A 20923-nucleotide genomic window follows, 5' to 3' on the forward strand; every position below is an offset into this window, starting at 1 on the left:
AATTATAATAATCTTTGTCTGTTTTTTATATCTTTTAATATTTATGAAAAGTTTTTCCAAATTTAATTATATCACTTTTTGAAAACCGTTTCAATAATTTTTGGTAGTATATTGTAGATATTGTCGCACATGATTTTTTTCAGAATTTAGCGTACAATAGAGATAATAATTATAGAAAGGTGGATACTATGAGCAAACTCGAACGTATCTCTAATTTTCTGAACGAAAATGAAGTCGACATGACTTTCATCACCAATCCTACGACCTTGAATTATTTAACAGGTCTTGCCATTGACCCGCATGAACGTATTGCTGGTTTGATGGTTTTCCCGGATAAAGCGCCATCTCTCTTCACTCCAGCTTTGGAGGTAGAAAAAGCCAAAGAAAACACTACTGGCTTTGATATTTTTGGCTATGAAGATTCACAAAATCCGTGGGCTGTTGTAAAAGAACATTTGGGATCAAAAAATATCCAAAAAATTGCAGTCGAATTTTCTGACATCCCTTTGTCAAAAACTGAAGGGCTCAAATCTCAATTTTCTGGTGTTGAATTTGTCAACTTGACACCATTGGTAGAACGTATGCGTTTGATCAAATCTGCCGATGAAATCGAAAAAATGAAAATTTCTGGGGATTACGCAGATAAATGTTTCGAAATTGGTTTTGAATATGCAAATTCAGATCGTACAGAAACAGATGTTGTTGCAAAAATCGAATACGAAATGAAGCGTATGGGCGTACCTCAAATGAGTTTTGAAACAATCGTACTCTCAGGCGCTCGTGCAGCTAATCCTCACGGTATGCCAGAAGATGTCAAAATTCAAGATAATAAACTCTTGCTCTTTGACCTCGGTGTTATGAAAAATGGCTACGCTTCTGATGCTACACGTACTATCTCAATCGGTAAACCTTCTAATTTTGATGCAGATATCCACAAAATCGTACTTGAAGCACAAATGGCTGCTATGGACTTCGTAAAACCTGGTGTATCTGCACTTGAGATTGATAAAGTAGCCCGCGATGTGATTACTAAAGCTGGTTATGGCGAATACTTTGTCCACCGCCTTGGACACGGTATCGGTATGGATGTCCATGAATTCCCATCTATTGGTGGTTCTGAGGACATCATCATCGAAGAAGGCATGTGCTTCTCTGATGAACCAGGAATTTATATCCCAGGTAAAGTTGGCGTACGTATCGAGGACTGTCTCTATGTTACTGAAACAGGATGTGAGCCTTTAACTAAAACAAATAAAGAATTGATGATTTTCTAAAGTCATCGAAAATGAAAAAGCACTGAATCAGTGCTTTTTTTATTAACCAAAGTCTCGTTTTCTTAAAGCAAGTACTTTCGTTTCAATTTGCTGGATGATATCCTTAAAGACTGCATCACTTTGACCTGTTGGATCTTCTAAGCCCCAGTCTTCCCTATATTGACAAGGAAGATAAGGACAGTCAACGTTACATCCCATCGTAATCACAATATCCACAGGTGGAATATCCTGTAAGAGCTTTGAACTTTGTGTTTTTTCCATATCTATGTCATAGATTTCTTTCATCAAACGGACAGCATCTTGATTAATTTGTGGCTTTATCTCAGTACCCGCAGAGTAAAACTCAAACTTATCCCCAGCTAATTTTTTCCCCAAAGCTTCTGCAATTTGTGAACGGCAAGAATTATGCACACAGATAAATGCGATTTTGAGCATAGTAACTCTCCTCAACTATTTTTACATATTATATATTATTTTTCAATGGTCTTAGTTCAAACTGTACGGAGCTTATGAAAATTCTTGCTGGTATTTAGCTATTTCGGCATAGCTTTTCGCAAACTCTTCTGTTAAATTTTTGAAGAGAGGGTATAAAGCGCGGTAGTATTTAAAATTTTCTGGCTGAGGCTTGTAAACTGTTTCTATCGTTCCACTAGCAACACCTTCAATACTATCAATCCTCCCCAAAGCTTTTTGAGCCATGATTTGTGCTGCAAAGCATCCCGCCTCATGGTCTTTTTGAACCGTTATTGGTAACTCAAAAATGTCCGCAAGAATTTGCAACCAAAGCTCCGACTGAGAAAAACCTCCCGTAACTTTGATACTTGTAGGACATGCTGAATTTTCTGTGAGTGTCTCCTCTAACATACGCAAGTTAAAGGAAATGCCCTCAAGAACTGCACGCGCCATGTGACTTGTTGTATGACGATAGCTAAGTCCAAAAAAAGAAGCCCTAGCTGCTGCATTCCACAATGGTGCTCGTTCTCCACCTAGATAAGGATGAAAGATTAATCCATCCGAACCTGGAGACACACCTCTTGCTAAATCAGTAATCGCTGCAAAGTCATAAGACTTCTCAAGTATGTTATCTTTTAACCACCGAAAAACATCGCCTCCAGAATTTACCGCTCCACCATTTACCCAATGGTCTTCATCAAGTGCGTAACTAAAAGTTCTCGCTGCTTCATCTAGCTGAGGTACATCACTTACCATGCGAAGGGCGCCTGAAGTACCTACTGTAATTGCCAATTCACCTTTTTTAATTGCCCCAACACCTAAGTTTGACATAGGACCATCGCCAGCGCCATATACAAAAACGGTATCTGGTGAAAGCCCCATCTTTCGTATCCATTTTTCTGGTAAACCTTTCTCTATTGCATAAGGTGATACGATTGCATAAGGTGATACGATTTTAGGAAGTTTTGTTTTTGAAATACCTAACAGGTCTAAAATATCATCGTCCCAGGTCATTTTCTGATTGTTAAAAAAACCTGTACCTGTAGCAACTGATAGATCCATCGTATTACTTTGGAAAATGCGTTGAAAGATTGCGCCTTTGAGATCCATAAAATGCGCTGCATTTTTGAAAATCTCTTTTCTTTCATTCTTGAGCCATAATAATTTGGCAAGAGGCGACATCGGATGTAAAGGTGTTCCTGTTTTATGATATATAACATTTGAAGTATCTTCACTTTTTAAATCGTTACTGTATTTTTCAGCTCTAGTATCTGCCCAAGTTAAGACACGCGTTAAAGGCTGCCATTCCTGATCAAAGGCAATCAAGGCATGCATTTGGGTGCTGAAAGAACATGCTAAAATAGAATCTCCTGTTTTTATTTGGCGTGTTATTTTTTCAACAACACTTATCATCGCAGTAAATATCTCCTCTAAATCTTCTTCCGCCATTCCTTGGGCATCACGATAAAGTGGGTAAGACTGAGAACTTGTGGCGATCTGAATCCCTGATTGATCAAAGAGAACTGCTTTTGTCGCAGTGGTACCTAAATCTATACCTATTAAATAATCCATGTGTTTCCTTTCAAAAAAAGGCAAGTCTCCATTGCCTTTTTATTTTATAAATCATTTCCATTTGATGCAATAACAGACTTATACCAATCAAACGATTTTTTCTTCATCCGTGCAAGCGAGCCTGATCCATCATTTTTTCTATCCACATAAATCATACCATATCTTTTACTCATCTCGCCTGTGGAAGCTGCAACCAAGTCAATGACTCCCCAAACGATATAACCCATCAAGGGTATTCCATCGGAAATACCGTCTGCCATCGCTTTGATATGCTCTTTTAAATACGCAATACGGTAATCATCATTGATTTTTCCATCAACAATCTTATCCGACGCTCCCAATCCATTTTCAACTATAAAAATAGGTTTTTGATAGCGATCATAAATTTGATTCATGGTAATCCTTAACCCAAGTGGATCAACAGCCCACCCCCACTGGCTTGTTTTTAGATATGGATTTTTCACCGACTTGACCACATTTCCTGCATTAACTTCTAAATCATCAAAACTTGCAACTGAACAACGCGAAGCGTAGTAACTAAAAGAAACGAAGTCCACAGTGTGCTTCAAGATGTCTTCGTCACCAACTTCCATCTTTAACTCGATATTTTTTTCGCGGAAAATCCTTTGTGTGTAAGAAGGATAATACCCTCGAGCTTGAATATCCGTAAAAAATGTATTCATCTGTTCATCTTGCAAGGCTTGCCAGACATCCTCAGGTTTACAGGAATAGGGATAAAAAGCACCTCCAGCAATCATACAGCCGATTTGTAAATCCTTATCCAATTTATGTGCAGCTTTCACAGCCAAACTACTTGCAAGGAGCATATGATGGGCAGCCTGATAGATTACTTGCGCTTTATTTTCACCTGTTTGGAAGGCCAATCCTGCTCCTGAAAAGGGACTATGTAGAATGATATTTATTTCATTAAAAGTAATCCAGTACTTTACATCGTCTCCAAATTCATCAAAACATGTCCGAGCGTATCTTTCGAAAAAGCTAATCATTTTACGGTCGCGCCAAGAGCCATATTTTTCAACTAATCCCATCGGAACGTCAAAATGTCCTAAGGTTACCAAAAGTTCCATGTCATACTTTTTACACTCTGCAAACATTTGACGATAGTAGGCTATCCCCTCTTTGTTAGGCTCACTTTCATCACCATTGGGAAAAAGACGAGACCAAGAGATTGATGTGCGGAATATTTTTAATCCCATTTCTGCGAGCAGTGCTATATCTTGTTTATAGCGGTGATAAAAATCAATGCCTTGATGACTGGGGTAAAATTCTGATTCCTCTAAGATTGGATGAGAAATTTCACCTAATTTAACGGGCAAGCGTTTTTCACCTAAAGGCAGCATATCAATATTACTGGCTCCTCTCCCCCCTTCTAACCATGCTCCTTCAGCTTGGTTGGCCGCAATGGCTCCACCCCAAAGAAAATCTTTAGGAAATTTTCCTGCTTCTTTTTTATTTTTCAACGTCTAAAATTACCTCTCCCTCACTGACTTCATCCTTTTCTAAAAGCGTAAAATTCGCATATTCTGCAGAATTTGTCACAACAACTATCGTATCTGTGGCAAGTCCTGCTGCTTCAATCAGTGCTAAATCAACTTCTACTATTGGAGTTCCTTGGTAAATTTTATCGCCCATTTTGATGTTTGAAGTAAAACCTTTGCCTTCTAAAGTTACTGTATCGATACCAATATGGACCAAAACTTCTAATCCTTTATCACTGGTAATTCCAATGGCATGTTTTGTTGGAAAAACAGCTGTAACCGTCCCTGTGATTGGTGAAACAATTTGTCCATTACTTGATACAACCGCAAAGCCTTTACCCAATACTTCTTTTGAAAAGACCTCATCTGCAACTTCTGAAAGTTTTTTAACTTTTCCAGAAACTGGAGATTTAATACTTATAGTCTGAGCAACTTGATCACGATGGATTTCTTCTAAGTTTTCTTCTTCCACAGGCAAATCCTCAAACCCGATAACCAAGGTTAAGACAAATGACAATACAATGGAGAGAATCATCACGATAGCTACCCAAGCAATGGTCATTGGATTATCACGGTCAATAAATTGAACACTCGTAAACAAACCAGGAGCGGCCATTGAGTGGCTGGCAAGTCCTGCCATTCCAGCTACAGCTCCGGCAACAAAACCTGTAATCACTGAGGCAATCATCGGTCGTTTCAAACGTACAGCTACACCATAAAGTGCGGGCTCAGTAATCCCTGCAATGATAGCTGAAGATGCTGCGGCTAAAGCTGTTTGCCGTAATTCTCTATTTTTTGTTTTCAAAGCAACTGCTAGAGAAACACCGCCTAATGAGAGGTTGGCACCAATTTCTGATGGCATAACCATTCCCTCAACACCTGTATCCGCAATAGTCTGTACAATTGTCGGAGTGAAGACGCGGTGAATTCCTGTCATGACAAGCAACGGCCACAGTGCGCCAACAATTGCTACTGCTAACCACCCTAGTTTATCATGAATAAAGAACACACCATTAGAAATAGCTGTCCCTAACCAAACTCCTGCTGGACCTACTAAAAGTATAGCGATTGGTGCTGCTACAAGTAGAATAAGCATTGGCTTCAAAAAGTTTTTCGTTACCACAGGCGTGATTTTATCAACATAATTTTCAATATATTTAAGGAGCCATGTCATCACGATAGCGGGAATAATAGTATAAGTATACTTTACAGATGTCATCGGGATCATCGCAAAAGTTACAGTAGTACCCTCAGCAGCCTTTGCCATCCATTCCATAAAGACCGGATGTACCATTAGACCAGCGATAGCCATCGCTAAGTAAGTGTTTGAGCCAAATTTTTTAGAAGCAGAAACAGCGACTAATAGTGGTAAAAAGAAAAATGAAGCATCCCCAATGGTATTCAAGATGTTATAGGTTGAACCATCAATACTTAGAAGCCCCGTCATTTCCAAAAGCATCGCGAGCAACTTAATCATTGAACCGCCAATAATAGCTGGTATCAAAGGAGACATAGTTCCAATAATGGCATCAAGGATGTTTGTTCCTATTTTTTCAAGGTTAATTTTTCTTTCGGTTTACCTGACTCGTTCGTCACAGCACCGCCAGCAACACCTTTTTTTAAGATAGCTGCGTAAGCTGCGGCTACATTGTTCCCAACAATAATTTGGTATTGCCCACCTTGCTTGACAAGCCCCATTACCCCATTGATGTTTTTTACTTTATCATCATCTGCTTTGCTTTCGTCTTTTAAGATAAAACGTAGTCGTGTCATACAATGTGTTAAATTTTCAACATTTTCGACTCCACCTATTGCTTGCAGAATAGTCTCCGCCATTATATTAAAATCTTGCGCCATTTTCTCTTACTCCTTAGTTTTATTTTCCACAGCATGTCCACCAAAACCATTCCTGAGGGCTGCGACTACTTTTCCACTCATGCTATCTTCCTGTAAGGAACGATTACGCATCATTAAAGACATGGCAATTACAGGTGCAGGAACTTCTAAGTCTAGACTCTCTTCGACTGTCCACTTTCCTTCTCCCGAGGCTTGGACTCGCCCTATAATTTGATCTAATTTTGCATCCTTTGCAAATTGTTCTTCCGCAAGCTCCATAAGCCACGAACGAATAACTGACCCATGATTCCATAATTTGGCTACTGCTTCATAGTCGTATTCAAAGGCAGAAGCTTCTAAAATCTCAAAGCCTTCTGCAATAGCTTGCATCATGCCATACTCAATGCCATTATGAATCATTTTAAGATAATGGCCACTTCCAAGCGGACCTGTATAAAGATAGCCATCTTTTTGGGCCAATTTTTGAAAGAGGGGGTTCCAATTTTTCCCAAGATTTTTTGCTATCACCACCAATCATAAAGTTTCCCCCCGAACGTGCACCAGCCATTCCCCCTGAAGTACCAACATCAAAGAAATCAATTTTCTTAGCTTTTAGCTTTTCATTTTGTTGGAGATTATCTTTATAATATGAATTTCCTCCATCAATAAGGATGTCTCCAGCGGATAACTTTTGGGTCAACTCTTCAACAACACTATTTGTTATGTTTCCTGCAGGCAACATCAGCCAAATGACACGTGGCTGTGGTATGACTTCAATGAATTCTTCTAAAGTAGAGCAGCTTATCACTTGCTCAGAATATAGTTCTGCTTTTCTGATTTGTGTTTCGTCGTTGTCTAAGACAGTCACTTTCATACCCTTATCAACTGCATTTTTTACAAGGTTAAGTCCCATTTTACCAAGCCCGATAAGTCCAAAATTCATATTCTCTCCTATTTGATATGGATATTATAAGAAAAACATTATATTTATCTTCCTTACTTCTTAAATATTATAACACGGAAAAAGTAAACGCTTTCTCCAAAAAACGGAGAATTCTCCACAATCATGTTATAATAATTTTATGGGAATATTTATTGACAATTATCAGAGTACACAGCTCTCCAACACAGAACAATCCATATTGTTAAAGCTGGATAGCCAGCCAGAGCTTTTAGATAATAATCTAACACAACTTGCACTAGAGCTCCATTCTTCAGGAACTTCAATCATACGACTTTGCCAAAAATTAGGATTTTCAGGATTTTCGGAGTTTAAATTTGAAACACAGAAACTGCTCAGTTTGACAAGTAATAAATACGAGATTTCCTTTTTAGAGGAGCTTACAAACTTTTGCAATTTTTTATCCACAGATATTACCACAGACAAAGTGCGGTTATTTGCGCAAGAAATATCTAAATCGAAAACCATTTATATCGCCGGGGTTGAAGCTTCTAAATCTCTTGCTGCTTACTTCAGCCATAAGTTAAATCAATTTGACTATGCTGCCGTTCATGTTTCGGATGATACCCTCCTAGATTTATTGCCTAATATTCTTAATCGCCATAGTCTGGTTATTTACGTCTCCATATCAGGACAGACGAAACGGCTGACGAGTTCTGCGCAAAAAGCCAATCATACTGGTGCCACAGTTCTTTCGCTAACAAATGCTAAAAGTAGTCATCTAGGGCGTTTAAGCAAAATAAATATCTCTACTAATACTTCGACTGCTAGCTACCACAACTATGATGTTACCCCTCGAACTTTTCAGGTCGCAGTTATTGATTTAATTCTATCCAGAATTGTGCAAAATCTTGAAAAGCAATAGATATAATTTTAGATATAAAAAAACTTCTTTGTTATCCACAAAGAAGTTTTTATTTTATCCAAAGTCGGTAGGTAAACCTTTACCATTTCCGAAGAAATATCCCGTTTTATTATTTATTGTTAATAGGTAACTGCCGTCTGGACGATACAAGTTGAAATAACCTGCAACTTGACCAGCCATGAAACCGGAAGTCATTGTATGAATAGCGACTGGTAAAAGAATAAAATCATTACCTGAGATATAACCACGCTGACGCGCAATATTCAATACTTTATCTCTGATTCCAGGATTCCAAGTGAAAGCTGGATCTTGAGGATTAAGATTAGCTTGGGGTTGAACACGCGCATTGGAATTATCTGGCGTAGCACCTGTCGGATTTTGGGCACCATCAGCCGCTACGGCTGTGGCAGATGAAGCTCCACCTTGTGCTGCATTTTTATCTGTTTGTTGTTGTGTTGTGGCTCCTGTTGTTCCATTTGATGTATCAGTAGAAGCTGATGTTCCTGCAGTTTGATCTGAGGTTTGATTTCCAGGTTGAGTAGCTGCATTATTTTGCGTAGCCGTCGCTGCTTGCTCTTCTTTAGCTTTAGCCTCTGATTGCTGTGTTTTTGCTAAGTTAATTGCTTGAGCCAGTACTTTATTCAGTTTCTCATTTTCAGTCTTTGGAACCGCTGGTATACTTACTGCCTCTTTTACTTGAGCTTCCTTATTAAGTTCACCATCTACAATAGCTGATTTATTAAAGAGAGCGTTAACTTTTTCAACTGCTTTTATTTGTGCTTCAAGCGCATTTACCTTTGTTTCTGCGGTATCAAAATCGCTTCCTTTTAAAGTTTTGAGCTTATTTTTCAAAGCTGACAATTGATCAAAATTAGAATTCTTCAGTACTTGATGATCTGAGTCAGTAAAAAATTCATCGTAAGCTTTATTAAAAGCATTTAAGTTAGCTTTGTTTTCCACAGCTGCTTGATTGACTGCTTTTTCATTATTATTATGATTATAGAGTGCATAACCAGCACCTCCTGCAGCCAAAAGGACCAATGCACAAAGTCCAATAATCAAAGGTTTCTTATTTTTCTTTTTCTCTGATTGCTCTTCTTGCGCAGAAGCTTCCGACTTAACTACGGGTGTAACAGGTAAGGGTGTTGGCACAGTTTCACCGGCAACCGGTGCTTTTTCTAGAGGCACAACAACTTCTTCTTGTGAAAGCTGTGCCTCTTCGATAGGTGCACTTTCTTTTTCCTCATCTTGTACATTTTCATTTGCTTCTATTGAGTTTTCCAGCTCCTCGTCAGCAGTCGAAACTGACTCTTCTGTAGGGCTTGTTTCCGCAACTTCTTCTTTTGAGTCAGGAACTTGATTGGAAAGCTCTGGGAAATCTTGTGCTGTACTTTCTGTTTCTTCCGCTTGTTCAGCTGCACTTTCCTTATCGACAAGTTCTACCGGTGCAGGAACAACAGGAGGTACATCATCAGCAATTTCCACTTCATCAAACTCTGACTTATTTTTTCTTTGAAGTTTGGTTCCTTAGATAGAGTAACTGTTTCTGCTTCTTGAGTGCCAGTTTCTGAATCTTGTGTCTCTGACGCCTCAGCTAACTTTTCTTCAGCTTCTTCTTTAGCCACAATCACTTCTTCATTAGGATCAACAGTTTCTTCTTGATCCATTTTCTTACGCTCAGTTTGGATATATTTTTCTAAGGCTTGATTTTTAACAGCTTCAATCTCTCCACGATGTTGACGAATGTATTTGTCAAGTACGCTTTCGCTTTCACTATTTTCTTTATCTACCCTTTGCGCTTTTTTTACAATTTCGCCTACAGTGAAATCTGAGACATCGCCCAGTTTTAAGACTTTTTCGCCAGAATTTTTGATATCTTTATCTTTTTCTTCTGTCATTTAGATCTCCATAGCATTTGCTTATTTTTTTATTCTTTTTCCAAAATATTGATACAAGTCTGTACGCAATGTTCCGTTATAGAGCTTACGCTTTTTCGTTGCTTTAGCTCCGTAATGTGTTTCAAAAGCAATATCACTTGTCAGAATATATTTGCTCCAAGTTTCGAGGGGCGCAAAAGTTGCACCCATCTCTTTATAGAGCCCTGCAACTGAATCTTCATCTCCCAAACGTTCTCCGTATGGCGGGTTCGATACAATAACCCCATCAAGGGCATCTGTATGAAAATCTTGCAGACGCATCTGTTTATATTTTATCACATGGTCAAGTCCAGCTGCAAGTGCATTTCCTTTTGCAATTTCAATCATTCGACCATCGATATCGAAACCTTGAATATCAAGCTCTAAATCTTTACGTATAGCTTGTTTTGCTGCTTGGCGTACTTCTTCAAAAACATCTGGCTTCATCCATGACCATGCTTCACAGGCAAACTTGCGATTAAGACCGGGTGCCATATTAAGTGCCAACATCGCAGCTTCAATCGTAAATGTTCCTGAACCACATGTAGGGTCAACAAACATACGTTTTGGATTTGCCAGCCAGTTTGTCAACATAATAATCGCTGCTGCCATGTTTTCCTTTAATGGTGCATCACCTTTTTCAACACGATAACCTCGTTTAAAGAGTGAATCGCCGGTGGTATCAATCATTACCGTCGCATTATCTTTATGAATCGCAATCTCGATGGAAAAGCCTGCACCATTTTCTGGTATAGGTACGCCCTCTGGACGATGATAGGCTTTTTGCAATTTCTTCACAATAGCTTTTTTAGTAATCCCTTGAACACTTGGCTCATTATGTAAAGTTGATTTCACAGACTTCGCTTTACTTACAGGAAAGGCTGAACCAAAAGGAATATAATCTTCCCAATCAAGCGCATATACATTTTCAAAGAGTTCATCAAAAGTACGTGCCTTAAATTCACCCACAATAATCTTTACACGATCTGCTGTACGAAGCCAAGTATTTGCTTGAGCAATCGTTCTTGTATCTCCTGTAAAAAAAACACGAGAACGATCGTCAATCGTAACATTTTCGACTTCCATATTGCGTAATTCACGAGCCACTAAACTCTCAAGACCTGCTGCAGCAGTCGCTATCAGCTTAAAATTATTTTTCATTTGTTCCTTTGTTTCTTTCTAAAAAAAGCTGGGACTAGCCCAGCGTGTCATACAGTTTTCTATAAGCCATGTTTTGTTCAGGTCCTGCGACCGTCGATAACCATCTGTCTGGGGAAGAGAGCCTTCCCCCTCGACCACGCCTTCAATTCGGCTAGTCAAGTGCCCCGACCATAAGTTTGGGTTGCTCGCTTGAGGGGTTTACCACGTTCCAATCTTACCGTTTCCAGCAAGCCTCGTCTCTTTGGCACTTTTACAGAATACTCATGCATATCAAAAGACTTAGCACTTTCTTCAGCCGTTAGGCATGACACTCCTACCTTGGTTTATTGTTTCACCAAGCACAAACACTACGGGCATCGCAGCCCGTGCGAGCATGGACTTTCCTCATGATACCAAAGGTATCACGCAGTTATCCAAAAACTGTTTTTTTCTTTTTCATTAAATTATGAAGTCAGCTTTATGCTTCTTCACTTGAAGTACTTCCTGGACCAAAAACAGCTTGTTCCAAACGGTTAATACGTTTAAGAAGCTCAAAATTACTTGGTTGACCAATTTCTGTTTTTGGTTTATTGATTCGGCTTGAAACCACGCGGCTCATGTTATCCAAACGTTGTGTTTCTTCCAAATTTGCTTGGTTAGGACGACTTGCTTGAGATTCAAGTTCTACGATTTTTTTCTTCAAAAACTCGTTTTCTTCTTGCAAGCGCAATAATTCTGCTTGAAAAGCTTCGTAATCTTGAATGACGTCATCGAGGAGCTCGTCAACTTCTTCTTTATCATAACCACGCATTTTTGTTCCAAAGTCAGCTTCATAGATATCTTTAGGTGTAAATTTAAATGTTGCCATATCGTCCTCTTTTATCATTTCATATCAAAGTTTTATCATCTTTAATCATAGCAGAAATTTTTTAATTTTTCAAGTCAATTATCCACTGGCAAATATCCGGATAAATGGCTTGTTATAAGTCTTTCAAAGCTAACTTAATCAAGGCTAAATCAAACAAATAATTTGCATCTACTCCTGAGCTTTTTATTTTATAATCAATTTCAATGAGAGACAATGTAGCTTGCCCCAGAAAGCTTTCCTGCATGTTACGTACTTGCTGGTTTGCTAACTTGACACGATAGGGGTGAATTTTAAGATAAGAAGTTTGTTTCTGTTCATTCCAACCTTTATTTTGCATCAGTTTTACCTGATAATAAAGCCGGAAGGAATTTGTCAAAATAACCAATATTTTGATTAACTCCTCACCTTGCAAAGTCAAATCATGTACTAAATCACGTGCTTGATTCACATCACCCTTCAAAATCAAGTCAGTTAACAAAAAAATATTATCTTGGAGAGATTTAGGAACAACTTTTTCGACATCCGCAAGAGTGATTGCTCGTTCTCCCACATATGTTTTTAACAAGGAGATGTTTTGTTTGATTACCGGAAAAGAAAAATTTGATTTTTCAAATATCCTTTGGAGAATATTTCCAGAAAGGCCTGTTTCTGCAAAAACTCGACTTAACTCTTGAGGTTTTAGTTCTTGTGCTTCGAGCAGAGTGGCCTGCGTCTTTAGTTTTTTCGTGAGTTTCAGTCGACTATCTAACTTACCATGTAAAATAAGAATCAGCTGTGTGGTTTCGACTGGATCATTCAAAAAATTTTCAAAACGCACTGTCTGTTTTTCATCAAAAACCGCTTTTTTTACTGTTGTAAGATTTGTGAGATTTTCTAAAATAACCAGCTTTTGCTCAACAAAGAAAGGCAAACTCTCTAGCTCTTCTAAGGCAAGATTTGCATTGGCATTATTCAGGTCAAAATATGCTTGCCCTAAGTCCGTACTGTCAAAATGGACATACTCTAAAAGTCGACTTTTTAGTTCTTGAACAAGATCTTCTTCCTCTCCGTAAAGTACCAATATTTGAGGCAGACCTGCTTTTTTTATTTTTTCTAATTCTTCAAAAGCGCTCATGCTTCGTCAAACTCCTGTCCTTCTAAAAATTCTCCATCTTTTGTAACGAGAACTTTTCGTGGTGTTGTACCTTTGGCTGGGCCGACAATACCTGCTGCCTCCAGTTCATTCATCAGATCGGAAGCGCGGTTGAAACCGACTTTAAGCGCACGTTGCAACTGGGCCGTCGAGGCTTTTTGAGCAGAAATAACCATATTGCGCGCTTCTTCAAACAAGGGATCAGCTGAATTTGATGGTGCTGCTGTGCCACGGCTGCTGTCTTCTTCAGCTTCACCAGGATCAAAGCTTTCATCATAGTCAGCTTGGGATTGATTTTTAATAAAGTTCACGACTGACTCAACATCAGAATCTGATAAGAAGGCACCTTGTAAACGTACAGGATGATTTTCATCAATGGGTTTAAAGAGCATATCCCCCCGTCCTAAAAGTTTCTCTGCACCATTTGTATCAATGATTGTGCGAGAATCTGTCCCGCTGGATACAGCAAAAGCGACACGTGAAGGAACATTTGCCTTAATCAAGCCAGAGATGACATCAACGGATGGACGTTGCGTTGCTAAAATCATATGGATACCAGCTGCACGCGCTTTTTGTCCAAGACGGATAATCGCATCTTCAACTTCCTTACTGGCTACCATCATCAAGTCAGAGAGCTCATCGACAATAACGACGATTAATGGTAAGGTTTGATATTTTTCATTCGACTGTGCATTATATTTTTCTATTTTTTCATTATAACCTGCAATATTACGTACCCCTGCTTGACTAAAGAGTTCATAGCGATTTTCCATTTCATCTACCACCTTTTGTAAGGCACGTGATGCTTTACGAGGGTTCGTTACCACAGGAATAAGAAGATGAGGAATATCGTTATAAACAGAAAGTTCAACCATTTTAGGATCGACCATCAAGAATTTAACCTCACTAGGCAAGGCTTTCATCAGGATAGACGTGATAATACCGTTCACAGCAACCGACTTACCTGAACCTGTAGAACCTGCTACAAGTAAGTGAGGCATACGTGTCATATCAAAGGTGCGAATCGTACCGTCTAAAGCTTTTCCTAAAGGCAACTCAAGCAAACTGTTCGTTTTGGGTTGAGCATTTTCCCAAAGTTCTCGGAAACCAACGGTTGCAACTTCACTGTTAGGAATTTCGATACCGATAAGGGATTTCCCAGGTATTGGTGCCTCAATCCGTACATCCTTTGCTGCCAGCGCTAAAGCTAGATCATCTGATAAGTTGACAACACGCGAAACTTTCACCCCGGTAGCTAATTTAATTTCGTACTTGGTAACGGATGGGCCTACAACAGCAGATTCAACTGATGCCGAAATCTTGAAGGATTCTAATGTTCGCTCTAAGATTTGAATATTTTTGCGGACATTTTCTCGTTCTCCCGCTTGATTTTTTGTTGGAATTTCTTCCAATAAATCAATTGTCGGAAGTTGATAAAACTCGTTGTCAACAGAACGTTCAAAACTGATTGGCTCTTGGTCATCCTCTACTTCCTCTTGCGGTTGTATAGCCGCCATTTCTTTTGTAGGTGATACTGGCGTATCCGGAATAGCTATAGGAATTTCGGAAAAGTCGGAAGTTGTATTTTCTTCAAACAGGGGTTCACTTGGGAGAGGAACTTCTTCTGCTTCCATCGCCCGTAAGTTTCTTTCAGCTTCTTCTTGAGCTTTGGCTTTTTCTTCTAAGAGTGCTGCTGCACGTTTTGCTTCAGCACGATCTGCCATACGCGTACGTGTTTCGCTTATATTTCTTTTAAGAAAAATACGTAGCCGTGCAATCAAAGCGGGTGCCATAAGATACAATGCGACAAGCCACAGAATTCCCACAATAATATAAACTCCTATTACGGAAAAAAGGGCTTTAGCTGGACCAAAAAACAAGTCTCCTAAAAATCCACCGCCAAGAAAATGCGTCACCTGTCCTTTTTTCAGATCAGACATTGCTAAAACTAAAGCATTTTTATTGGGAGACAGGACATCATATCTTGCATGAAAAACAAGAAGAAGTCCAAAGAAAAAGAGAGCTAACCCTGGTAAAAAGCGTTTGTTTTCACGAAAGAAATCCTTTTTGAAAACCGTCATAAACATGACGAATAAAACGATTAATAAGAAAGTGATTGCTAATGATCCTACAGCCAGTCGGGTGACATTATATAAAAAGACACCAAATAAGCCCAAACGTGCTAAAGCAAATAAAATGATAATAAAGCTCCCAAAAAAAAGCCGCCATTTTTTTATTAGCCGTCCAAAATTTAGTATTTGACTTTTTAGTCGATGGTTTCTTTGCTGTTGAACGCTTCGCTTTTGGTTTTGATTTACTTTTTGTTGTTCTTTTTGCGGGCATGTTATTTCTCTGTTCTAAAACTTAATATTACTCTTTATTGTAACATTTTACAGGCTTATCTTTCAATACTGGCTTTTAAGACATTAAAAAGCCGAAAGCTTGTGCTTTCGACTTTTATCTTGCTTCATTATTTTACAACCATAACATTACATGGTGCATGGTTAACAACATAACTTGCAGTTGATCCCACAAGTACACGGTCAATAGCGCCTTTACCTGTTGAACCCATAACAATCAAGTCAATATCATTTTCCTCAGCAAAATCAACGATTTCTTTTTTAGGAGAACCACTCACTTGAAAAGCTTTGTACTCAACTTTGTCACCAATAAGTTTTCCTGCTTCATCAAGAATTTCTGTTGATTGTTTTTCCGCTTCTTCCAAAACAGCTGGCATGATGTAAGCTGTGCCATAAAGTTGCGCAACATCTTTAGCATGTACTACAAATAAAGATGCTTGGTTTCTTTTAGAAATCTCAATAGCTTCTTGGATAGCTTGATTTGCTTGGTCAGATCCATCTACTGCGACTAAAATATTTTTGTAATTTTCTCTCATTGTAAACGCCTCCTTTTCTTTATTATAAGATATTTTCATATCAAAGTCCAATAAAAAGTTTAAAATTTTTGTTTTTTATCACTTTTTTCTCATTGAATTGGTTTATATCCATGTTATTTAACTTAATAAGTCAATCATACCTGAATATCCGAGCTGTTTGGCATAATCTAAGGCTGTTAAATTATTGTTATCACGTAATTCAGTGTTTGCTTTATATTGCAAGAGGGTCTTCACGATTTCTTGATAGTGTGCTGACCCATCTCTCAATGCCACCGCCTCAATCAATGCTGTATATCCATAATTATTTTGATGATCAATATCCACTTGACCGTCTTCCAGTAGCATTTTCACATTTTCCAAATGTCCTTTTTCAGCTGCTGGAATCAAAGCATTTCCTCCAAAACGGTTATAGACTTTTTGGTTAGGTTTACTGTGCTGCAAAATATATCTCAGGATTTCGGTTTTACCTTGAGCCGCTGCGTAAAGGTAAGGCGAATCTTGAATGTGATCTTGTAAATTAACATCTGCCCCATTATCTATCAATAGCTGAGCTAGGGCAACATTATTTTCATGAGTCGCGATAAGTAAAGGTGATTCTCCTTGTGCATTTCTCTCATTAATATCTGACTGATTAGCTTTGATACTTTTTTCAATTTCAGATAAGCTCTTCTTTTCTGTTACAGCCTCTAAAACTTTCATCGGTTTGACCTCCTCTTTTTTCGAAGTTGCCTTTTCGTTGGTGGATGCTGCCTTTTTTGAAGTCGAAATCGTAGTGCTTTGTTTAACTTCGCCTTCATGAGAACTTTGATTGTCTTGTTTGGAACAGCCTACTAAAAGAACAAAGGCTAGTCCAGAGAGAATCAGATATTTCCTCAAAACAACCACATCCTTTCGTTTCATTCTATGCTATAAGTTCATCTTAACATTTATCGTATATTATTTAAAAAATTCTGACTTATAACTTTTAGAGTAGTTTTGAAATAATCCAGGGTAGATAATACTAAAAGAAGATTATTAACAATAAAATAAACTATTGTGATACAATGAACTTATGGAAAATATAAACGCTTACAAGGCTTTAGCCTTTTTTGACCTTGACGGAACTTTACTTAACGGACAGAGTCAGCTAGACCCTGATGTCATCGATGCTATTCACGAAATTCGCCGTAATGGTGTCCTTCCCTTTATTGCCACAGGACGTGGACATTTTGAGCTTGACAATATTATGGCAGCCACTGGCATCACCGGTGCTGTTGCTATGAATGGACAATATATCGTTTTAGATGGCCAAACGATATATAAAGATCCTATTTCAATTGAAAACATCGAAAAATTACACACGTTAGCTATCGAGCAAGACGAAGCACTTGCCTTTTATGGCAAAGAGGGCTATTGGGTAGATCGTCATACGGATTTTGTCCGTCAAGCTTATGCTTATACACATATGCCACTTCCCGAGATTGACCCCGAAGGTTACAAATCAGAAGAAGTCAATATGCTCTTGTTATTGACTGATAAACTGTCACAAGTGGATTATTACAAAGCACAGATGCCCGAACTTAATTTCTTTATGAATGCTCCTACTTCTATCGATATTACAAACATCTCGACCAATAAAGGTACTGGGATTACACATGTGAAGGACGTCCTCAACTTTAAGGGGGAAACCTATGCTTTCGGTGATGGACGAAATGACCTCCATCTTTTAGCTGCTGCAGACCATGGTACAGCTATGGGTAACGCGGTACCTGAACTCAAAGAAATCGCTGATTTTATCAGCAGTAAAAATACAGAAAAAGGTATCGTGAATGCCTTTAAACATTGGAACTTTATTTAGACACCCAAAAAGCAGAGCGTCCTCTAGACACACTGCTTTTTTTATTCTCTTATTTTATCTGGTCAAATCAATCCGCTTGCCCAGTTTATCCATAATAATTGCACCAATAAGCAAACTTGCAAATTCACCCACAGCTAATGTAAACCAGGTCCAGAAGAAAGGCATTCCGAAAAGAAAATGCATTTCCAAAGCGATAGTTACCATACTGATTGAGAAAAATATTGCAAAGTAGAAAAAGGCTTTATTAAGCTGACCATTGAAAAAGTACTGTTTCATATAGCGTTCAAAAAGTAGCACTCCTAAAGTCAAGAAGATAAGCGTTGACAGACCACCCACAATAACATCAACCCAAGTAAAGCTGAGGAAGTTTGAAATCATACATCCAATAGTCACAGCAATAATATATTTTTTATTAAAGAAGGCTGTAAAGTTGAGCATTTCTGAAATCCTAAATTGCATAGGACCATATGAAATGGCATTGAGTGGTGGTGTCATCGTAAGGACAACGTAAAGAGCAGCAACAATGGCAATCGTCACCATGTCGTAAACAGTAGATTTTTTCAATTTTTTCTCCTTTAGCGGCTGAATACCGCCTGTAATATGCTCAGGCAAAGGTTAAAAGTCCTGAGGATTGCTGATAATTTGCAACTTTTATATTATATCAATTTTCTGGAAGAATGAAAAGACTTCTCTGAGGTATAAAAAAGCTCAGCCTTAAAGACTGAGTTTTTATTTGATTGTCCAGCCGCCATCGATAGGAACCACTGCCCCCGTCAAATAGGAACTTTCTGGACTGGCTAGAAATAGGGTCAAATCTGCAACTTCTTGAGGTTTTGCCCAGCGTTTTGCTGGAGTTTCTTTTGCTACCCATTTTGCCATTTCTCCATTATTTTCAGTAAAATCCTTAGCGTTCATCGGTGTATCGATGGCGCCAGGAGCAATACCGGCAACTTGGATACCATGCTGCGCTTCATCTAAGGCAAGTTGCTTTGTAAAACCAACAATAGCATGCTTGCTTGCAGTATAGGCAATACCTCCACCACCGGCAACTAGACCGGCAACTGAAGCCATATTGATGATTGCACCAGACTTTTGCTTTTTCATTTGAGGCAAAAAGGCAGAAGTCACGAGAAACATACTGTCAAGATTAGTTGCTAGGATTTTTTTCCAAAGTGAAAAGTCCGTGTCTTCCATCGTCCGATAGTCATCGAGCTGACCTGCTGTATTGAGCAAGATATCAATTTCACCTACCTGTGCGGCTAATTGTGCTACCTTTTCAGGAGAGGAAACATCACAGACGATAGTCCTAAAATCTGCAGTGAATTCTTGTAAGTCCACGCCAATAACTTCTGCACCTGCTTGTATAAAAGCCTGCGCTTGGGCTTGACCAATTCCGCTGGCTGCTCCTGTTACTAGAACCTTTTTCCCTTTAAATTTTTGATTAGTCATTCACTAAAATCCAGTCTGTCGCCAATACGTCACAAGGTGTAGGCGCCCACATGCTAAAACCTTCACCTTCTCCTGTGACATTAATCAGAAAGTAAGGTGTAACTTGCAGTTTTTCACCATTATCAAGTGTAATACTGTCATATAAGGCAACATAGTTTTCTGCGCCTCCCCAGCCTGTGCGTACTATTTTTTTCCCAGCTTTAAGTTCTGGAAGAATTTCTTCAAATGTCATCTTTAATTCCTTTCTAAACTGCATCACTCTTCTTATATTAGTAGTGTTTTAATTTTAACATTTTGTGCTTTATTTTGTCATTTTTTGTTTCAGCTTGACAAGATGCTGTGCTTCAACTAGAATGAAGCTATGAAAAATACAGAAAATAATCAAAAAATTATTATCATCACCGGTGCATCAAACGGCATGGGTTATGAAGCCGCCAAAACTTTTGCTCAACGCGGTTGGCAGGTTTATGCTGGCGCACGTCGTGTTGAAAAAATCCCCACTGATGAGGGAATTATCCCACTAAAACTTGATGTTACAGACAGCAAAAGTAACCAAAACTTTATCCAACATATCATTAATCATGCAGGACGAATCGATGTGTTAATTAATAATGCCGGCTACGGTGAGTATGGTCCCGCTGAAGAAATTCCCATGGAAAATGTTCACAAACAGTTTGAGACAAATTTCTTTGGAGCTGTAGAATTGACACAGTTGGTCCTTCCCATCATGCGTCAACAACACTTTGGACGAATCGTTAACATTTCAAGTATCGGTGGTGATGTCTACATGCCGCTAGGTGCTTTTTATCATGCGACGAAAGCTGCAATGCAACAATGGTCTGATGTTCTTGATACGGAAGTTAAAGCTTTTGGCATTCGATCAATCGTTGTACAACCAGGCGGTACTGCTTCCAACTGGAGTACCATCGCTATGGAAAATGCCGAAAAAAATCTTCATCCAGATAGCCCTTACCAGCCCTTAGTTCAAACTGTACGCGCAGCACTCAGTGGTAACTTTGGGAGTTCCGCGACTTCTGCGGATTTGGCACAAGTTTTTTATAAAGCAGCAACAGATAAGAAAGCTCAAGCTCGTTATTATAACTCCTTTTTGGACCGTATGATGGTACATACAGCGCGTGCGCATCCTAAACTTTATATTAAATTTTTTAATCTCGGATTGAAACAAATGGGCAAGCGTAAAAAATAAAAATAGAGAGCACTTCTT

At 38.7% G+C, this 20923-nt stretch carries 18 protein-coding genes, 1 other RNA gene, 2 pseudogenes and 1 riboswitch; of the genes and pseudogenes, 4 read left to right on the forward strand and 17 right to left on the reverse strand.

Translation table 11 applies throughout. The annotated features are described in order from the left end of the window. Window positions 1-188: 188 nt before the first annotated feature. Window positions 189-1274: a M24 family metallopeptidase gene (locus LACDD01_RS04700; RefSeq protein ID WP_061413441.1), complete on the forward strand. Its 1086-nt coding sequence runs from the start codon at window positions 189-191 to the stop codon at window positions 1272-1274. 42 nt (window positions 1275-1316) lie between these two features. Here the strand turns inward: LACDD01_RS04700 and LACDD01_RS04705 are convergent, their stop codons facing one another. The 6 genes and pseudogenes from LACDD01_RS04705 to gnd form a co-directional block, all read right to left on the reverse strand. Continuing rightward, window positions 1317-1709: an arsenate reductase ArsC gene (locus LACDD01_RS04705; RefSeq protein WP_061413443.1), complete on the reverse strand. Its 393-nt coding sequence runs from the start codon at window positions 1707-1709 to the stop codon at window positions 1317-1319. A gap of 72 nt (window positions 1710-1781) precedes the next feature. Then, a complete protein-coding gene (locus LACDD01_RS04710; protein WP_061413445.1) occupies window positions 1782-3299 on the reverse strand; it encodes an FGGY family carbohydrate kinase in 1518 nt (505 codons plus the stop codon). A 44-nt stretch (window positions 3300-3343) separates the two neighbouring features. After that, a complete protein-coding gene (gene ascB, locus LACDD01_RS04715; RefSeq protein WP_061413447.1) occupies window positions 3344-4780 on the reverse strand; it encodes a 6-phospho-beta-glucosidase in 1437 nt (478 codons plus the stop codon). Then, on the reverse strand, window positions 4770-6311 hold the full coding sequence (locus tag LACDD01_RS04720) for a PTS beta-glucoside transporter subunit IIBCA (protein WP_231863382.1): 1542 nt from the start codon (window positions 6309-6311) through the stop codon (window positions 4770-4772). Before LACDD01_RS04720 ends, ascB begins: the two co-directional genes overlap by 11 nt. Window positions 6312-6343: 32 nt before the next feature. After that, window positions 6344-6655 carry a PTS transporter subunit EIIB gene (locus LACDD01_RS12310; RefSeq protein ID WP_231863383.1) on the reverse strand — a complete coding sequence of 104 codons (312 nt, stop codon included), beginning with the start codon at window positions 6653-6655 and terminating at the stop codon, window positions 6344-6346. Between the two features lie 6 nt (window positions 6656-6661). After that, window positions 6662-7577 (reverse strand): annotated as a pseudogene (gene gnd, locus LACDD01_RS04725) (phosphogluconate dehydrogenase (NAD(+)-dependent, decarboxylating)). A 139-nt stretch (window positions 7578-7716) separates the two neighbouring features. Here gnd and LACDD01_RS04730 point away from each other — a divergent pair. Next, entirely contained in the window at window positions 7717-8460 is a 744-nt protein-coding gene (locus tag LACDD01_RS04730) for a MurR/RpiR family transcriptional regulator (RefSeq protein ID WP_061413449.1), read from the forward strand. A 54-nt stretch (window positions 8461-8514) separates the two neighbouring features. Here LACDD01_RS04730 and LACDD01_RS04735 read toward each other — a convergent pair. The 8 genes and pseudogenes from LACDD01_RS04735 to LACDD01_RS04770 form a co-directional block, all read right to left on the reverse strand. Next, window positions 8515-10358, reverse strand: a pseudogene (locus tag LACDD01_RS04735) (cell division site-positioning protein MapZ family protein). A 21-nt stretch (window positions 10359-10379) separates the two neighbouring features. Further along, window positions 10380-11537, reverse strand: coding sequence for a THUMP domain-containing class I SAM-dependent RNA methyltransferase (locus LACDD01_RS04740; protein ID WP_061413451.1), 1158 nt, complete (start codon window positions 11535-11537; stop codon window positions 10380-10382). Between the two features lie 57 nt (window positions 11538-11594). Further along, window positions 11595-11958, reverse strand: an RNA gene (rnpB, locus tag LACDD01_RS04745) — RNase P RNA component class B. A 36-nt stretch (window positions 11959-11994) separates the two neighbouring features. After that, complete coding sequence (locus LACDD01_RS04750; RefSeq protein ID WP_061413453.1) at window positions 11995-12384, reverse strand: cell division regulator GpsB; 390 nt, start codon at window positions 12382-12384, stop codon at window positions 11995-11997. A 112-nt stretch (window positions 12385-12496) separates the two neighbouring features. Continuing rightward, the gene (holA, locus tag LACDD01_RS04755; RefSeq protein WP_061413455.1) at window positions 12497-13498 is read right to left on the reverse strand and encodes a DNA polymerase III subunit delta; all 1002 of its coding nucleotides are present in this window, start codon (window positions 13496-13498) and stop codon (window positions 12497-12499) included. Then, a complete protein-coding gene (locus tag LACDD01_RS04760) occupies window positions 13495-15864 on the reverse strand; it encodes a DNA translocase FtsK (RefSeq protein WP_061413457.1) in 2370 nt (789 codons plus the stop codon). The genes holA and LACDD01_RS04760 overlap by 4 nt, the downstream gene beginning before the upstream one ends. 122 nt (window positions 15865-15986) lie before the next feature. After that, window positions 15987-16412: a universal stress protein gene (locus LACDD01_RS04765; RefSeq protein WP_019293778.1), complete on the reverse strand. Its 426-nt coding sequence runs from the start codon at window positions 16410-16412 to the stop codon at window positions 15987-15989. A gap of 117 nt (window positions 16413-16529) precedes the next feature. Beyond that, complete coding sequence (locus tag LACDD01_RS04770) at window positions 16530-17312, reverse strand: ankyrin repeat domain-containing protein (protein ID WP_061413459.1); 783 nt, start codon at window positions 17310-17312, stop codon at window positions 16530-16532. A gap of 151 nt (window positions 17313-17463) precedes the next feature. Here LACDD01_RS04770 and LACDD01_RS04775 point away from each other — a divergent pair, with 151 nt between their 5' ends. Continuing rightward, a complete protein-coding gene (locus LACDD01_RS04775; protein WP_019293780.1) occupies window positions 17464-18249 on the forward strand; it encodes a Cof-type HAD-IIB family hydrolase in 786 nt (261 codons plus the stop codon). Window positions 18250-18303: 54 nt separating this feature from the next. On the opposite strand, the gene LACDD01_RS04780 is transcribed toward LACDD01_RS04775, so the two are convergent. The 3 genes from LACDD01_RS04780 to LACDD01_RS04790 form a co-directional block, all read right to left on the reverse strand. Further along, window positions 18304-18813 (reverse strand): QueT transporter family protein, encoded by a 510-nt coding sequence (locus LACDD01_RS04780; protein ID WP_019293781.1) that lies wholly within the window; start codon window positions 18811-18813, stop codon window positions 18304-18306. Next, a riboswitch (PreQ1 riboswitch) is annotated at window positions 18812-18915 on the reverse strand. (Overlaps the previous gene by 2 nt.) A 63-nt stretch (window positions 18916-18978) precedes the next feature. Further along, complete coding sequence (locus tag LACDD01_RS04785) at window positions 18979-19698, reverse strand: 3-oxoacyl-ACP reductase (protein WP_061413461.1); 720 nt, start codon at window positions 19696-19698, stop codon at window positions 18979-18981. Next, window positions 19691-19930, reverse strand: coding sequence for a DUF2829 domain-containing protein (locus tag LACDD01_RS04790; protein WP_004258747.1), 240 nt, complete (start codon window positions 19928-19930; stop codon window positions 19691-19693). Before LACDD01_RS04790 ends, LACDD01_RS04785 begins: the two co-directional genes overlap by 8 nt. Window positions 19931-20059: 129 nt before the next feature. Here LACDD01_RS04790 and LACDD01_RS04795 point away from each other — a divergent pair, with 129 nt between their 5' ends. Then, window positions 20060-20905, forward strand: coding sequence for an SDR family NAD(P)-dependent oxidoreductase (locus LACDD01_RS04795; protein ID WP_061413463.1), 846 nt, complete (start codon window positions 20060-20062; stop codon window positions 20903-20905). Window positions 20906-20923 lie beyond the last annotated feature (18 nt).

The organism is Lactococcus sp. DD01 (assembly GCF_001578715.1).
GTDB classification, from domain to species: Bacteria; Bacillota; Bacilli; order Lactobacillales; family Streptococcaceae; genus Lactococcus; species Lactococcus petauri.

Excerpts from the sequence above, each read along its gene's own strand:
- LACDD01_RS04700 (WP_061413441.1), top strand. The coding sequence starts at position 189 with ATGAGCAAACTCGAACGTATCTCTAATTTTCTGAACGAAAATGAAGTC.
- LACDD01_RS04705 (WP_061413443.1), bottom strand. The coding sequence starts at position 1,709 with ATGCTCAAAATCGCATTTATCTGTGTGCATAATTCTTGCCGTTCACAA.
- LACDD01_RS04710 (WP_061413445.1), bottom strand. The coding sequence starts at position 3,299 with ATGGATTATTTAATAGGTATAGATTTAGGTACCACTGCGACAAAAGCA.
- LACDD01_RS04720 (WP_231863382.1), bottom strand. The coding sequence starts at position 6,311 with ATGTCTCCTTTGATACCAGCTATTATTGGCGGTTCAATGATTAAGTTG.
- LACDD01_RS12310 (WP_231863383.1), bottom strand. The coding sequence starts at position 6,655 with ATGGCGCAAGATTTTAATATAATGGCGGAGACTATTCTGCAAGCAATA.
- LACDD01_RS04730 (WP_061413449.1), top strand. The coding sequence starts at position 7,717 with ATGGGAATATTTATTGACAATTATCAGAGTACACAGCTCTCCAACACA.
- LACDD01_RS04740 (WP_061413451.1), bottom strand. The coding sequence starts at position 11,537 with ATGAAAAATAATTTTAAGCTGATAGCGACTGCTGCAGCAGGTCTTGAG.
- LACDD01_RS04750 (WP_061413453.1), bottom strand. The coding sequence starts at position 12,384 with ATGGCAACATTTAAATTTACACCTAAAGATATCTATGAAGCTGACTTT.
- holA (WP_061413455.1), bottom strand. The coding sequence starts at position 13,498 with ATGAGCGCTTTTGAAGAATTAGAAAAAATAAAAAAAGCAGGTCTGCCT.
- LACDD01_RS04765 (WP_019293778.1), bottom strand. The coding sequence starts at position 16,412 with ATGAGAGAAAATTACAAAAATATTTTAGTCGCAGTAGATGGATCTGAC.
- LACDD01_RS04770 (WP_061413459.1), bottom strand. The coding sequence starts at position 17,312 with ATGAAACGAAAGGATGTGGTTGTTTTGAGGAAATATCTGATTCTCTCT.
- LACDD01_RS04775 (WP_019293780.1), top strand. The coding sequence starts at position 17,464 with ATGGAAAATATAAACGCTTACAAGGCTTTAGCCTTTTTTGACCTTGAC.
- LACDD01_RS04785 (WP_061413461.1), bottom strand. The coding sequence starts at position 19,698 with ATGACTAATCAAAAATTTAAAGGGAAAAAGGTTCTAGTAACAGGAGCA.
- LACDD01_RS04790 (WP_004258747.1), bottom strand. The coding sequence starts at position 19,930 with ATGACATTTGAAGAAATTCTTCCAGAACTTAAAGCTGGGAAAAAAATA.
- LACDD01_RS04795 (WP_061413463.1), top strand. The coding sequence starts at position 20,060 with ATGAAAAATACAGAAAATAATCAAAAAATTATTATCATCACCGGTGCA.